Origin of the sequence: Mucilaginibacter terrae (genome assembly GCF_031951985.1) — a bacterium.
Taxonomy (GTDB): domain Bacteria; phylum Bacteroidota; class Bacteroidia; order Sphingobacteriales; family Sphingobacteriaceae; genus Mucilaginibacter; species Mucilaginibacter terrae_A.
On record NZ_JAVLVU010000001.1, the window covers coordinates 3,856,913 to 3,871,288 of the forward strand.

The 14,376-nt window shown below is 43.5% G+C and carries 13 protein-coding genes and 1 tRNA gene; 9 read left to right on the forward strand and 5 right to left on the reverse strand.

Annotated elements, in window-relative coordinates; genetic code table 11:
* Positions 1 to 25: 25 nt before the first annotated feature.
* From QE417_RS16500 to QE417_RS16510, 3 genes are all read right to left on the reverse strand, one after another.
* Positions 26 to 1,027: a peroxiredoxin family protein gene (locus tag QE417_RS16500; RefSeq protein ID WP_311951568.1), complete on the reverse strand. Its 1,002-nt coding sequence runs from the start codon at positions 1,025 to 1,027 to the stop codon at positions 26 to 28.
* A 275-nt stretch (positions 1,028 to 1,302) separates the two neighbouring features.
* Positions 1,303 to 1,491, reverse strand: a complete 189-nt coding sequence (locus QE417_RS16505) for a DUF1398 family protein (protein ID WP_311951569.1) — start codon at positions 1,489 to 1,491, stop codon at positions 1,303 to 1,305.
* Positions 1,492 to 1,582: 91 nt separating this feature from the next.
* Complete coding sequence (locus QE417_RS16510; protein ID WP_311951570.1) at positions 1,583 to 3,067, reverse strand: phytoene desaturase family protein; 1,485 nt, start codon at positions 3,065 to 3,067, stop codon at positions 1,583 to 1,585.
* A gap of 96 nt (positions 3,068 to 3,163) precedes the next feature.
* Here QE417_RS16510 and QE417_RS16515 point away from each other — a divergent pair, with 96 nt between their 5' ends.
* Genes QE417_RS16515 through QE417_RS16530 form a run of 4 tightly spaced genes read left to right on the forward strand, consistent with a single transcriptional unit; the run spans position 3,164 to position 5,452 of the window.
* Positions 3,164 to 3,997: a phytoene/squalene synthase family protein gene (locus QE417_RS16515; protein ID WP_311951571.1), complete on the forward strand. Its 834-nt coding sequence runs from the start codon at positions 3,164 to 3,166 to the stop codon at positions 3,995 to 3,997.
* Complete coding sequence (locus QE417_RS16520; protein ID WP_311951572.1) at positions 3,997 to 4,542, forward strand: hypothetical protein; 546 nt, start codon at positions 3,997 to 3,999, stop codon at positions 4,540 to 4,542. The genes QE417_RS16515 and QE417_RS16520 overlap by 1 nt, the downstream gene beginning before the upstream one ends.
* On the forward strand, positions 4,539 to 5,222 hold the full coding sequence (locus QE417_RS16525; protein ID WP_311951573.1) for a lycopene cyclase domain-containing protein: 684 nt from the start codon (positions 4,539 to 4,541) through the stop codon (positions 5,220 to 5,222). The genes QE417_RS16520 and QE417_RS16525 overlap by 4 nt, the downstream gene beginning before the upstream one ends.
* Complete coding sequence (locus QE417_RS16530) at positions 5,219 to 5,452, forward strand: cytochrome b5 domain-containing protein (protein ID WP_311951574.1); 234 nt, start codon at positions 5,219 to 5,221, stop codon at positions 5,450 to 5,452. The genes QE417_RS16525 and QE417_RS16530 overlap by 4 nt, the downstream gene beginning before the upstream one ends.
* A gap of 122 nt (positions 5,453 to 5,574) precedes the next feature.
* Here the strand turns inward: QE417_RS16530 and QE417_RS16535 are convergent, their stop codons facing one another.
* The gene (locus QE417_RS16535; RefSeq protein WP_311951575.1) at positions 5,575 to 6,495 is read right to left on the reverse strand and encodes a PfkB family carbohydrate kinase; all 921 of its coding nucleotides are present in this window, start codon (positions 6,493 to 6,495) and stop codon (positions 5,575 to 5,577) included.
* 87 nt (positions 6,496 to 6,582) lie between these two features.
* On the opposite strand from QE417_RS16535, the gene QE417_RS16540 reads away from it, so the two are divergent.
* The 5 genes from QE417_RS16540 (at position 6,583) to QE417_RS16560 (ending at position 13,105) form a co-directional block, all read left to right on the forward strand.
* A tRNA-Asn gene (locus QE417_RS16540) sits at positions 6,583 to 6,656 on the forward strand.
* A 301-nt stretch (positions 6,657 to 6,957) separates the two neighbouring features.
* Positions 6,958 to 7,566 carry a TetR/AcrR family transcriptional regulator gene (locus QE417_RS16545; protein WP_311951576.1) on the forward strand — a complete coding sequence of 203 codons (609 nt, stop codon included), beginning with the start codon at positions 6,958 to 6,960 and terminating at the stop codon, positions 7,564 to 7,566.
* Positions 7,567 to 7,619: 53 nt separating this feature from the next.
* Positions 7,620 to 8,981: a TolC family protein gene (locus tag QE417_RS16550; protein WP_311951577.1), complete on the forward strand. Its 1,362-nt coding sequence runs from the start codon at positions 7,620 to 7,622 to the stop codon at positions 8,979 to 8,981.
* 58 nt (positions 8,982 to 9,039) lie between these two features.
* On the forward strand, positions 9,040 to 10,044 hold the full coding sequence (locus QE417_RS16555; protein ID WP_311951578.1) for an efflux RND transporter periplasmic adaptor subunit: 1,005 nt from the start codon (positions 9,040 to 9,042) through the stop codon (positions 10,042 to 10,044).
* A 4-nt stretch (positions 10,045 to 10,048) separates the two neighbouring features.
* On the forward strand, positions 10,049 to 13,105 hold the full coding sequence (locus QE417_RS16560) for an efflux RND transporter permease subunit (protein ID WP_311951579.1): 3,057 nt from the start codon (positions 10,049 to 10,051) through the stop codon (positions 13,103 to 13,105).
* A gap of 504 nt (positions 13,106 to 13,609) precedes the next feature.
* On the opposite strand, the gene QE417_RS16565 is transcribed toward QE417_RS16560, so the two are convergent.
* Positions 13,610 to 14,125 carry a hypothetical protein gene (locus QE417_RS16565; protein ID WP_311951580.1) on the reverse strand — a complete coding sequence of 172 codons (516 nt, stop codon included), beginning with the start codon at positions 14,123 to 14,125 and terminating at the stop codon, positions 13,610 to 13,612.
* Between the last annotated feature and the right edge of the window lie 251 nt (positions 14,126 to 14,376).

The window sequence follows — 14,376 nt, forward strand, 5'->3', positions numbered from 1 at the left end:
TCCTGAAGAGATAGAGAGTCTTATCTTACTTGTTCAACAACTTCTCAATATGAGCGGTAACATTCTGTTCAAAATCATCATCATAGCCCACCAGCGTGCTTGCCACTTTGCCGTCTTTGTCAATAAAATAATATGTCGGGAATGCAGTAACATGATAGGCTTTAACCACGTTTGCGGCATCAATGCAGCCCGGATACTTGATCGTGTATTGCTTTTCAAATGCTAAAACCGCTTTCTGTTTGTCTCGTTCACTAAGGCTTATAATCACGACATCCTTATTTTTATACTTTTCGTAGATCGCATTCAATGGTTTAACAGATAGCATGCACCCTGCACAACCAATAAAGTAAAAATCCATCACCACAACTTTGCCTTTCATCTCACTTAACGAAACCTTATTACCATTTACATCATGCAAAGTCCAGTCTGGTGCCGCTGTGCCCGAGGTTAGTAAGGTTGGTTGCGCGGCGTTTTCCTTTCTGGGGTTAAAGCGGGTGGGTACGGCAAAACGTGAAGTATTTACACCGGTTTGGTTAAACTTGTAATCAAAATATCTTTTCTCATCATAATAGGTTGTTACCATGTTACGATAATTATATCTTCCTTTAATAGTTGCCAAAATCGGCAATCCGGTTCTTTTGTTAATATAAAATTCTCTGCGCGAGTATATATGTTCGTTATCTTCAATCGTATCTAATACGTTAACTACAATATGCGAGGCTGTTATATTATTGATGATAGTGTCCTCAACCATTTTGATAGGAAAATGGCGTTTATCATGAAAGTTTCTTACAAATCTCAGGCTGCCAATAAGTGACTGATCGTATGCCGATGATGATTTCTCTAAGAAAAAGGTAGTATCTGCAATTGATAAAACTTGTATGCCTTCTCCATTGTACAAATCAATTCTGTGAAAGCTTTCGTTTTGGTGGTCGGTTTCGATGCTATAATAATATCCAACTTGCTTATCATCAGCATTTTTAAGAAAGAGTTCATGGTTATGAGCCACGGTGGTATCAATGCCCATATCTCTTCGCTTGTTAACAGAACGATAACTGAAGTTTTGATAGCTTTCTAATTTGGAGATGAGGGAATTGATTAAGGACACCTGTGCCTTAGCGCTGCTGCTACATAGCAGTAATATTATATACAGAATTGGTTTAACAAGCTTTTTAGTGGTATAAGGCATACGGATAGATTAATTACAAGGCAACAAGTCGATTCTGTAAAGCTATGAAGGATTTAAAGAAGAGCAAATGCTTTAACTTATTTTAACTAACCGTCAATAACCCTTCACTGAATTTAATATTCCGCTTGAGGAATAGGCTCGGCAACCAGGGCATTGCCCTGCAAATCATAATAGGTGCACAGCATGGCTTGGGTGTCAATTACCCATTTTTCAACCCCGGCATCGGCCGCCTGCTGGCAAAAGGTAGCAAAATCAGTTTGCCCTTGCTGGTGTATGCGTTCAAGGTGCTCAATACGTTTCATGAAACACTAAACTGAACACCGGGTAATTTCGGAACTTTTCCGGGTAATTTCGCGGTTTTCAGAAGAAAAAATTGAAGGAACACAGGGGACTTTATTTTTGCTTGTTAAGTAGTTTTAATGCCTCTGCCGCTACAACCCGCCCCGATATTAACGCCGGCGGCACACCCGGACCAGGTACAGTAAGCTGCCCGGTATAGAGCATGTTTTTTATTTTCTTTGCCCGCATGGCCGGTTTTAAAAATGCGGTTTGACTAAGCGTGTTGGCCAATCCGTAGGCATTACCTTTAAAGGAATGGTAATCGGCCTTAAAATCGTTCATGGCGTAGCTGCGTTTTACCACAATATTTTGGCGGATACTTTGCCCGGTGATGGCCTCAAAACGATTGAGCATCAGGTCAAAGTATTTTTCGCGCAGGGCTTCATCATCGTGCAATCCCGGTGCCAGCGGCATCAAAAAAAACAGGTTCTCATGCCCCTCGGGCGCTACGGTAGCATCTGTTTTTGAGGCGCACGATACGTAGAATAATGGCTTGGTTGGCCATTTAGGGTCGGTATATATTTCGCGGGCATGCAGCTCAAAATCTTCATCAAAGAACAGGTTATGATGCTCAATACCCTCAACCCGCTTATCTAAACCTATATAATAAAGTAAACTTGAGGGCGACATGGTGCGGCTATTCCAGTACTGCGGCGTATAATTACGGTTTTCTTTGGGGATGAGTTGCTGGTCGGTATGCTCATAATCGGCCCCCGAAATGATCAGGTCAGCAGTAAATGATCCTGCTTTAGTATGCACCTGCCCGGCTTTGCCGTTTTGTATGTCGATGGCTGTTACCTCGGTATTGAGTTTAATTTCAACCCCATAGCTTTCGGCCAGGCTAACCATGGCTTTAACAATCTGGTTCATGCCGCCTTGAGGGTACCAGGTGCCCAATACCAGGTCGGCATAATTCATCATGCTGTACATGGCCGGGGTATTTTGCGGCGTGGCTCCCAAAAACAACACCGGAAACTCCAGCAACTTAATAAGCTTGGGGTTTTTAAAGTATTTGCGCACATGCTTGCTCATGCTGGTGAGCAACTGTATACCAAGGCTTTTCTTTAACAAGTTAAGATCCATGTACTCGGTAATGGAGTGCGATGGTTTAAAAACGTATTCGCCCATACCCACCCTGTACTTGTATTCGGCCTGTTTCAAAAACTCGTCGAGCGCCTGGCTGCTGCCGGGTTCAATGCGCTCAAATAAGGCTTTTAGCTTGTCCATATCGGCGGCTACGTCAATATGGTCGTTTTGGGCATAGTAAACACGATAACCTGGGTCGAGGCGTGTTAAGTGGTAATAATCAGATGGTTTTTTACCAAACAGGGCAAAGTAATCTTCAAAAACATCGGGCATCCAATACCAGCTTGGGCCCATATCAAAGGTAAACCCTTCGTGCTGCCATATACGGGCGCGGCCGCCGGGCTGGTCGTTCTTTTCTAAAATAGTAACTTCGCAGCCTTCTTTAGCCAGCAGCGTGGCTGCTGCCAGACCCGAAAATCCTGCACCAATAACAATAACCTTTTTTTTGCTCATGCCGTGTTTACAAGGGCAAAGTAAGCAAATTGTTTGGCGCGGCGGTCAAACAATGTAGCTTCAATTATGTACATTTGGTTGATTACCTGCTAACCGATGAATTTATTTGACGAAACCTGCTTTGAGTGCAGCAAAATTATTACTTCTAAGTACAGTACATCGTTTAGCAAAGGTATCATGGCTTTTGATAAGCGTTTCCGTTATCCCATTTATGCCATATACGGTTTTGTACGCTACGCCGACGAAATTGTAGATACATTTCATGACTACGATAAAGCCGCGCTTATTGCAAGTTTCAGGGCGCAAACCTTTGAAGCCATCGCGCAAAAAATAAGCTTGAACCCGGTTTTGCATGCATTTCAGCAGGTGGTTAATCAATTTGGTATCGACCATGAATTGATCGATGCTTTTCTGCGCTCCATGGAAATGGACCTTGATAAAACGGCTTATGATAGTGCAACCTATCAAACCTACATTTATGGTTCGGCAGAGGTGGTTGGCCTGATGTGCCTGCACATATTTTGCGATAATAACAAAGAGCAATATGAGCAACTGGTGCCAATGGCGCGCAGCTTGGGCGCAGCGTTTCAAAAAGTGAATTTTTTGCGCGATGTAAAGTCTGATTTTGAAGAGCGCGGCCGTACCTACTTCCCTCTTGTTGACTTTAGGCGCTTTAGCGAGCAGGACAAAAAAGATATTGAGGCCGATATTGAAAAGGATTTTGATGATGCTTTCAAAGGCATTAAACAATTGCCCGGCGGTACACGCCTGGGTGTTTATGTGGCCTATATTTACTACCGCCAATTATTCAAAAAAATAAGCCGTACACCGGCCAATACTATACTGCAAAAACGTATTCGTATATCTGATGCGCAAAAAACGGCGTTATACTTCAAAGCTGTTTTGCATCAAAAGTTAAATGTGATTTAATGAAGTTTAGTTGCCCGTTTTTTGCTTTCCTGTTTTTTATACTTACCACTACCAGTATTTGCAGGGCCGATGTGCCTGAACCGCAGGTTATACGTAAGCAATTATTAGTAGCACTCGAAAAGCGCAGTTTAACCGACTCGCTTTACAAAGCCCTTACCAACGAGCCTAATAAAACACCCCTGCTTACCTGTTATCTTGGCGTAGTGCAAGCCCTTAAAGCCAAACATGCCTGGAACCCATATTTTAAAGTGAAGTACTTAAACGATGCCGAAAAGACATTAAAAACCGCGGTAGCGGGGCAGCCTGATAATATTGAAATTCGTTTTATGCGCTTTTCAATAGAGCATAACGTGCCGGGCTTTTTGGGCTATACCAAGCATTTGGTAGCCGATAGGGAGGAGATGATTAAACAGCTGAATCGAAAGCATTACACCACGGCCGATGAAAGCGTGGTACGTACTATCATTAAGTTTCTTATCGACTCGAAACGTTGCACCCCGCACGAAACCGAAACCCTGCATAAACAATTAGCCGCCTTAAAGTGAAATACGCTTACCTGCTCATCAACTTTTTGACTGTTATATTTCCCGTGCTGTTATCATTTGATAAACGCGTGGCTTTTCATAAAAGCTGGAAATTTATTTGGCCGGGCATGGCTATCACCGGTTTGGTGTTTTTGTTTTGGGATGTGCTGTTTACGCTCAAAGGTGTATGGTCATTTAATGATAACTACATTGTTGGCATCCGCTTTTGGGGGCTTCCGTTAGAAGAAGTGCTGTTCTTTCTCACTGTGCCCTTCTCCTGCATTTTTATTTATGCCTGTTTAAACTATTACATAAAGTGGCAGTTTCCGGCTGGCATAAGCAAATGGATTTCCAACCTCATGATCTTGTTGAGTATGGTGATGCTTGCTATGTATTTCGACAGGTTATATACTACGGTTACCTTTGGGCTGCTTTTGGTAATGATATTTGCCGTTCAGTATGTATTAAAATCGGTTTGGCTGCCACGCTTTTATATGGCTTACATTGTATCGCTGCTGCCGTTTTATATTGTTAACGGCATACTTACTTCGGTACCCATTGTACTTTATAATAATGCCGAAAACATAGGCAGGCGGGTTGGCACTATTCCTTTTGAAGATCACTTTTACTCATTGACCTTGCTACTCATGAACGTTGCCTTTTTTGAGTATTTTAAAAACAAGCGTAGCTTAGCAGCATGAGTTTGCCTGTATATACCCGCTCGCAACTGGCCCTGCGTAATGGGCAAGACAAGCCCCAGATTTGGGTAGCTTACCGCGGAACCATTTATGATGTAGGCAAAAGCCGCTTATGGCGCGATGGTAAACACTATGAACACTGGGCCGGGCAGGATCTCACAGAGGAAATGCTGGATGCCCCGCACGCCGATGATGTGTTTAAGCGCTTTGAGGTAGTAGGGGTGCTGGGTTGACTCTTATAAAAACGTCATTGCGAGGTACGAAGCAATCTCTGAACTATGCAAGAATGAATATCTTACGCAGAGATTGCTTCGTACCTCGCAATGACGGAAGTTTTTATATCATAGATCTAAGTTTATAGCTCAATTTCAAACTGCGCCAGGTTTATAAATTCCTGCACACGACCTGCAACTTCTTCTTGGGTAAGATTCTTTATTTTTTCGGTACCAAATTTCTCCACACAAAAAGAAGCTAATGCTGAGCCAAAAATGATGGCGTTTTTCATATTGTTGAAGTTGATGGTACCAACCTTAGCCAAATAACCAATAAAACCACCGGCAAAAGTATCACCGGCACCGGTTGGGTCAAATACATCTGCCAACGGCAGGGCAGGGGCCGAGAACACTTTATCTTCGTGGAACAGCAAAGCACCGTGCTCACCTTTTTTAATGATGAGGTATTTAGGGCCCATGCCTAAAATTTTACGGGCAGCTTTTACCAATGAGTATTCGCCGCTTAACTGGCGGGCTTCAGCATCATTAATGGTTAAAACGTCAACCATTTTGATAGTTTCGAGCAAATCATCCAGTGCAATGTCCATCCAGAAGTTCATGGTATCCATTACTACGAGCTTAGGGCGGTTTTTAAGGCGTTTAATAACCGTTTGCTGCACCTGTGGGGTAAGATTGCCCAGCATCAAAAATTCGCAGTCCTGATACGACTCTGGGATGATGGGGTCAAAATCAGCCAGTACGTTTAGTTCGGTAGCCAAAGTATCGCGGCTGTTCATATCATTATGGTAGCGTCCGCTCCAAAAAAACGATTTTTCGCCTTGCTTTACCTGCAGGCCTTCGGTACTAATATGATGTTGCTGAAAATCGGCAATCTCACTTTCGGGAAAATCGTCGCCTACCACGGCAACAATTTTTACATCGTTATAAAAGTATGATGCGGCCAAACTGGCATAGGTAGCAGCCCCGCCAACAATTTTATCGGTTTTACCAAAGGGGGTTTCGATAGCGTCAAATGCCACAGTACCAATCACTAATAAACTCATGTGAAAAATATTTAAATTTTTTTTGTGCAAATATTGTGAAATATCCGCGAAGTTTATACTTTTGCACCACTCCAAACCGGAAAAGATTCCTGAGTAGCTCAGCCGGTTAGAGCATCTGACTGTTAATCAGAGGGTCGCTGGTTCGAGCCCAGCCTCAGGAGCCTCAAAATCAATGATTTATCCCCACTCTGGCGAGTGGGGATTTTTTTTTCGCATAGTTTTCGCATACTTTTCAGTATTGCATACCGCAGACGAAATTCCTTAGTTGACAAAAGATCCTTTTTAAGCCGTATACTAACCATCCCCAAAAGCATAGCCTTTAAAAAAATGTTTTTATTCTGTCATGTTATTTAAAACAATAAAAACCCCTTGTTTTTTTGAACACTGTTTAATAACATTGCATTGTTTTACACCCAAACCAAAATGGCAGGCAATAATATATTTGTAACTTGTTAATTTAGAATGAGCATAGCAGAAAGAAAGTTAGAAGAGAAACAAGAGATGCACGAACGCATCCTTAACGGAGCGCGAAAGATATTCCTGGAGAAAGGCTATGACCAGACCAGCATGCGCAATATCGCTCAGGAGATCAACTATAGCCCAGGCTCCATATACTTCTATTTCAAAGATAAAAGTGAGATCTTCCACGAATTGCATAAAGAGGGTTTTCTCCTGCTGCTTAACCAGTTAAAGGTGCTGGAAAAGGTCCGTGATCCCTTTGAAAGATTGAAAGCCTCAGGCCGGGTTTTTATCCAGTTCGCACAAGAGAACAAGGATTACTATAACTTGATGTTCATCGTAGAAGAGCCGGTTAAAGATCCTTCGTCTGAAGGATTCCAGATAGCCGAGGAGGCGATCAGCTATATGCAGGGAATGATCATCGAATGCCAGCAGAAAGGCAAATTCAAGGATATGGATACGGAATATTTTACTTTCCTGATCATTTCCGTGGTACACGGCATTTGCGCACTTTTCTGTAAGAATCGCAATACCAGTTTTGTTGGCAAGACCGATGAAGAACTGATGGAGAATGGCTACGAGTCTTTCGTGGCCTTACTCGAAAAAAGTTAGCTATTTTTTTGAAACAATATTGAACACTGTTCAAATTTAAAACAATGATTAAAATGAAATTTAGAAATCAAACATTTTATCAGCTTTTGCTTTTATCGTCGGCCTTACTGGCCGCACCAATAGTAAAAGCCCAGGGGAAGCTGGATGAATATATCCGGGATGGCCTTGCCTCCAATGAGAGCATTAAGCAACAAAACTTTGTGTTGGAAAAGAATGTCTATGCATTGAAAGAAGCTAAAAGCATGTTCCTGCCGGAGGTTACTTTTTCAACCACGTATACCAAAGCTGACGGGGGGCGTACGATAGATTTTCCTACCGGCGACCTGTTTAACGGTGTTTATGCCACGCTGAACCAGCTGACAGGTACTAACGCTTTTCCGCAATTGCAGAACCAGAAGATCCTGCTTAACCCGGATAATTTCTATGATGCCAAATTCCGCACAACACTTCCCATCCTGAATGCGGAACTGATCTATAACAAGCGGATCAAAAAGCAGCAGATCGACCTGCAGAAAGCTGAAGTATTGCTTTACAAGCGGGAACTGGTCAAAGAGATCAAAACAGCCTATTACACTTACTTGAAAGCTGTTAATGCTACCGATATCTATCAATCCTCACTCCGGCTGGTTGAAGAAGGACAAAGGATCAACACCAAACTATATGAAAATAGCAAGGTCAACCGCACGGTAGTACTCAGAAGCCAGAACGAAGTATCAAAGATAAATGCTTCGCTTACCAGTGCCAGGAAAACTGCGGAATCGGCGCGCTACTATTTTAACTTCCTGCTCAACCGCCCGCTTACCGACAGTATCTTATCGGATAATATTAAGGTATTGCCGGCAAATGAACAACTTGGGGGAAACAGCGTCAGCGGCAGGGAGGAACTCTCTAAACTCCGGATCGCCAAAGATATTAACGGCAACCTGACGGGACTAGCTAAGTCTTACATCGTTCCCAAATTAGGGACGTTTATCGACCTGGGTTCACAGGCTTTTGACTGGAAGTTCAATAACAACAGCCGCTATTACCTGTTCGGCGTGTCTCTCCAATGGAACCTCTTTTCTTCCGGCAAGAACAATTACCGGGTGAAGCAGGCGATCGCCGATCAGCATGCCCTGGCCTCGCAAACAGATCATGTACAACAGCAACTGCTGACGGAATTGAAGGTACGCCAGGCCGGTATGCAAAGCGCCATTGCCCAATACCAGGCGGCCGAATCACAATTAAAAACCTGCCAGACCTATTACGGTGATATGCTGAAGCTATACAAACAAGGCATGGCGATCTATATCGAGCTGCTCGATGCCCAGAACCAATGGATCGATGCACAGCTTAAAACAAATATTGCCCTTTACGATACCTGGATCGCCAATACGGCGATCGAACGTGCGAACGCCAGTTTTACTATTCAATAAAATCAAGACCATGAAAAAAATACAACTATTCAGCATTATCCTAGCAGCGCTAATTTTAGTGGCTGCCTGCAAAGAAAAACACCAGGAAGGAGATCCAATAGGACAACCGGATATCATCCCCGTAAAAACAGCCCCGGTGTCTACGCTAGGTGTACCCGATCAAATCACCGCCACCGGCCTCGTGAGTACAGAGGATGAAGCCAAATACGCCTTTAAGATAGGTGGCGTGATCAGCCGAATCCTGGTTCAGGAGGGGCAGTCCTTTAAACAAGGGCAATTACTGGCTACACTCAATTCCACAGAAATTTCAGCAGGTTTGGCACAATCCAGCCTCAGTGTAGAAAAAGCAGCGCGTGACTATAACCGCGCGTTGAATTTATACAAAGACAGCGTTTATACTTTAGAACAACTACAGAATACTAAAACAGCTTTGGATGTAGCTAGGAAAGCAAGAGAAGCAACCGCTTTCAATGAGCGTTACTCTAAAATTTATGCGGCTTCTGATGGCTTTGTCAGCAAGAAGATAGCGAACGAAGGAGAAGTGATTGCCGAAGGCATGCCGGTACTGCTCATCAATTCTACCGAGCAACACAACAGCTATTCGCTTAAGGTGGGTGTTACCGACCGGGAATGGGCCATCATTAAGCAGGGCCAAACCGCCAAAGTAACGCTCGATGGCTATGCCGGTAAAACCTTTGATGCGACTGTATTCCGCAAGTCCCAGGCAGCAGACCGTGAACTGGGTTCTTTCCAGATCGAATTAAAGCTGCAACTGAACGGTGTAAAACCAGCGGTGGGCATGTTTGGCAAAGCCGAGATCGCTACCCATCAGGATGAAAACGTGATGGTTATTCCCTACGCATCACTGGTAGAGGCCGATGGCGACAAAGGATTTGTATTTACCACAGTAGGATCAAACCGGGTAAAACGAGTGCCGGTCAGCATTTTGAAGTTCGACAATGAAAATGTGTATCTCAAAGATAAACTGGAAGGCATAGACCAGATCGTCGTTTCCAACAGTGCCTACCTCAACGAACAATCCATCATAAAAATCATTCAATAAGGTCATGAAGATCACCAATTTTGCCGTTAAGAATTATCAGTTCACGCTGATCATATTCCTTATGGTGGCCGTTGTCGGCTTGCTGACACTGTTTACCATGCCCCGTTCGGAAGATCCTACCACGCATCCTCCGCAGTATATCATTACGGTTATTTACCCGGGTACCAGTCCCAAGGATATGGAAGAACAGGTCGTGAAACCCATCGAGAATAAGATCTATGGTCTGGAAAATATAGAAAAGATCCTGACGACCGTCGAAGATGGCGTAGCCGTTATCCAACCTAAGTTCAAATATGGCGTGGATGTCGACAATAAGTACCAGGAAATATCCACCGAGATCAATGCTTTAAAAAACAGCGAACTTCCCAAAGATATTTACCTGATCAAAACGGAAAAGGTATCCTCGGCGGATGTAAAGATCCTGCAGGTTGCCCTGTTGTCTGACCAGGCTTCTGGTAAAATGCTGCGGGACGAAGCAGATATCTTAAAAACACAGTTAGAGAAGATCACCAACCTCAAAGAGGTGAAATACTTCGGCATGCCCGAGCAGGAGATCCGCATCGACATACAACTGGATAAACTGGCACAGTTAAAAATACCGCTTAATGTGGTCATGGGTAGTTTGCAAAGTGAGGCTGCGGATATTCCAGGCGGCAGCATTAACCTGGACAGCAAGGTTTTTAATGTGAAAACCAGCGGTAAATTCAAGAACACCGATGATGTAGCCAATACGGTGATCTACAATGCCAACGGCAAGATCATTTATTTGAAGGATGTAGCCACGGTAAGTTATAAGGACGCTACGGTAAACCACATCACACGGATAAATGGTCACCGTTGCGTGCTGGTTACGGCAGCCATGAAAGACAATGTAAATATTACCAGCGTTCAGAAAGAATATTTACTGGTACTGGAAGCATTCGGGAAAACCCTGCCGGAGAATATCCACATGGTCAAAAACTTCGATCAGGCCAATATGGTATCCGAGCGCCTGGGGCATTTGGGTTTTGATTTTGGTTTGGCCATTGTTCTGGTCGTGATCACGTTGCTGCCATTAGGGTTCAGGGCATCTTTGATCGTAATGATCTCTATCCCGCTATCTTTAGCCCTGGGGCTCATTGCTATGAACCTGTTGGGTTATTCTTTAAACCAGTTAAGTATTGTCGGCCTGGTGGTGGCCTTAGGCTTGCTGGTAGATGACAGCATTGTGGTGGTAGAGAATATTGAGCGCTGGCTCAGGGAAGGCCATTCGCGAATGAACGCCATTTTTAAGGGAACGAAACAGATCGGCGCAGCCGTTGTCGGCTGTACTGCGACGCTGGTGATCGCATTCCTGCCCCTGGCCTTTTTACCCGATGTGGCCGGTGAATTTGTCCGCAGCCTGCCTATGGCCGTCATGACCAGCGTTCTGGCATCCATGATCGTTGCTTTAACGCTTGTACCTTTCCTGGGCAGCCGGATGTTAAAGACCCATGAACATGGCGAGGGTAACTTCTTTTTAAAACACCTACAACGGTTTCTGACCAGATCTTACAGCCGCGTAATGCCTGTTGCATTAAAGTGGCCGAAGGTTACTATCGGGATATCCTTAGCCCTGAGCGGGCTTGCCTTTTTCCTGTTCACCTTGACCGGGTTCAAGCTTTTTCCAACCTCGGAAAAACCGATGTTCCTGATCAATATTAAAATGCCCTTACAGGCGGATATTCCGGAAAGTGACCGGGCAACCAAACTGGTAGAAGGAGAATTAAAAAAACACAAAGAGATCGTGTATTATACCGCTAACGTTGGTAAAGGTAACCCGCAGATCTATTACAATGTGCATCAGCAGGACGTCAAGCCCGACTTTGCACAGGTGTTCGTGCAGCTGGACGATGGGACAAGCCCAAGCGAAAAAACCGAACTGATCAAAAGACTGATCAAAAAGTTCAATGACTTTCCCTACGCCAGGATAGAGATCAAGGATTTTGAACAGGGCCCACCAATTGAAGCCAATATCGTTGTCAGGTTATTTGGGGAGAACCAGGATACCTTGCGGTCCCTGACCTTTAAAGTAGAAGAGATTCTGAAGAAACATCCGGGTACTTTTTTCGTCAACAACGAACTCAATACATACAAATCAGATGTTAAAATAAAGATCGATAAAGAAAAAGCCCGAACCCTGGGTGTCCTGACCAGTGACGTCGACAAAGTCATCCGTATGGCTGTTGCCGGGTTAACCGTAGGTGACTATATTGATGACCGGGGCGATTCACGCAACGTGGTGATCACAATGCCCAGAGATAAATTCTCCAATCTGGACGCACTTAAAAAACTTTATGTCAACAATGTGCAGGGCACCCCGGTGCAGGTAGACCAGATCGCGACGATCACATTTGAAACCTCACCCACTGCGATCAATCACTTCAACAAATCACGGTTTGCCAAGGTCACCTCGCTTACGAAAGAGCATGTATTGGCAAATGATATCCTCAAAGATGTTGTTCCGCAGTTAAATAAATTGAAGATGCCGCAGGGCTATTATTACAAGCTCTCCGGCGAAGCCGAATCAGAAGGAGATACGCTTGGCGGTAATTTCCTGTCGGTGATCATATTAAGCACCTTTCTTTTCATTGGTGTCCTGCTGCTGCAATTCAAAACCTTTAAAGGGATCATTATCGTGCTTTCGATCATACCCCTCGGGATCTTGGGCGGCGTGGTATTCCTGCTCTTTACCGGCAATCCCATGTCATTGGTATCCATTATCGGTTTCATCGGACTCTCGGGCATACAGGTTAAAAATTCACTTTTGCTAGTGGATTTCACCAACCAGTTGCGTGCTGAAGGGCATAGCATAGACGAGGCGATCCATATGGCAGGCGAAACCCGCTTTCTGCCGGTGGTGCTTACTTCTATCACGGCGATCTGCGGTTTGCTTCCTATTGCGTTAAACCCGAACCCCCTGATCGCGCCGTTAGCTATTGTATTGATCGGCGGATTGATCAGTTCTACTATCCTTTCCAGGATAGTTACACCAGTCATGTATAAACTTATACCGCCACATTTGGGAGAAGATGGAGTCTAATCGTCGGCTCTAATTGCCCTCTTCTATTGATGCATTCATTAAATAGTTTCCAGGACTTGACAGCCTGGAAACTATTTTACCTGATGATACTGTATCAAGTTGCACAGTAAAATATTCTCAGAGTTTTAAAATAGCTTTAACGAATTATAGTTGTACGATACGATATATGTTATATCTTGAGGGGCCACCAGGTTCGAAAAATATGTCAGCCTCTGCCTTCTAAAATTGCTTTAATTCGCTTAAATACGCATTTGCCTGGTTAACTAGTTCGAAATTGGGCCGGTTGGGGAGCCTCAAAATCAATTATTCCCCCCTCCGGCGATTGGTTTTTTTTGCATAGTTTTCGCATACTTTTTCAGTACTTCCATACCGCAGTCAAAATTGCTTAGGTGACGCTATATTGTTTTTAAGCATTCATTTGTTTTAAAAAGCCCCAGTAATTTCATTTGATCGTTTTCCAAGAATTTTAATTTTAGAAGATATCTTTCGTTGAATAGGCGAAATTTAAAAATTGTATGATCGGCAATTACTGTGGATATTATCAAGTGCCGTCAGTATTTCGTCTAAGTCCAGTGTTTCATCACGAAATACCAGTGTGTTATTAAATGAATTATAACCTCTATGGGTATTTAAAGGACGATCACCAAAGATACCGCTTCTAAAAGATGGATTCATTGCCAAATCAATGTATACCCCTTGCGAATTACCTTGAAAATATTCCTCAACGCGCTCATCATAATGCTCAAAAAAGTTATTACGAAATTTACGGCTGGAAAGCGGATTGTCCTTTTCAACTTTCAGCAGTTCCCTTAATTTTTCTCCGCGTATTTTATATTTCTGTCTTGGCCAGAGAATCTTCGATACATTTCCTGTTGCTACAAGAATAGATTGAATAGAGCACCAGGTTTCTACTTGATCAAAATTGTCATGAGTTGCCCGCAGTCGTTCAGCAGCTCTCCGTGCAATTTTAGCTTGTAGAATAATTTCACCTATTAAAATCATTTCTTGAAGACCTGTCATGTTATTGGAAATTTAATTTTCTTAACGGAATATAGTCGTTTTGAGGTTCGTTGAATAACCTGAAAACAAAATACAAACTATTCTGCGCAGCCTATTTGCGTAGCGGTTCTGAATTTATTTATTTCTGCACGAACTCCTATCCATTAAGATTGCCAGCTTAAATTTATTCCATTATTGCCGTTGTTTTGATTTTCTTGCTGTCCGACTCGGACAATCTCGGAGTGATTTAACGCTCATGCTAAATAATTTTG

Excerpts from the sequence above, each read along its gene's own strand:
- QE417_RS16500 (WP_311951568.1), bottom strand. The coding sequence starts at position 1,027 with ATGGGCATTGATACCACCGTGGCTCATAACCATGAACTCTTTCTTAAA.
- QE417_RS16505 (WP_311951569.1), bottom strand. The coding sequence starts at position 1,491 with ATGAAACGTATTGAGCACCTTGAACGCATACACCAGCAAGGGCAAACT.
- QE417_RS16510 (WP_311951570.1), bottom strand. The coding sequence starts at position 3,067 with ATGAGCAAAAAAAAGGTTATTGTTATTGGTGCAGGATTTTCGGGTCTG.
- QE417_RS16515 (WP_311951571.1), top strand. The coding sequence starts at position 3,164 with ATGAATTTATTTGACGAAACCTGCTTTGAGTGCAGCAAAATTATTACT.
- QE417_RS16520 (WP_311951572.1), top strand. The coding sequence starts at position 3,997 with ATGAAGTTTAGTTGCCCGTTTTTTGCTTTCCTGTTTTTTATACTTACC.
- QE417_RS16530 (WP_311951574.1), top strand. The coding sequence starts at position 5,219 with ATGAGTTTGCCTGTATATACCCGCTCGCAACTGGCCCTGCGTAATGGG.
- QE417_RS16535 (WP_311951575.1), bottom strand. The coding sequence starts at position 6,495 with ATGAGTTTATTAGTGATTGGTACTGTGGCATTTGACGCTATCGAAACC.
- QE417_RS16545 (WP_311951576.1), top strand. The coding sequence starts at position 6,958 with ATGAGCATAGCAGAAAGAAAGTTAGAAGAGAAACAAGAGATGCACGAA.
- QE417_RS16550 (WP_311951577.1), top strand. The coding sequence starts at position 7,620 with ATGAAATTTAGAAATCAAACATTTTATCAGCTTTTGCTTTTATCGTCG.
- QE417_RS16560 (WP_311951579.1), top strand. The coding sequence starts at position 10,049 with ATGAAGATCACCAATTTTGCCGTTAAGAATTATCAGTTCACGCTGATC.
- QE417_RS16565 (WP_311951580.1), bottom strand. The coding sequence starts at position 14,125 with ATGACAGGTCTTCAAGAAATGATTTTAATAGGTGAAATTATTCTACAA.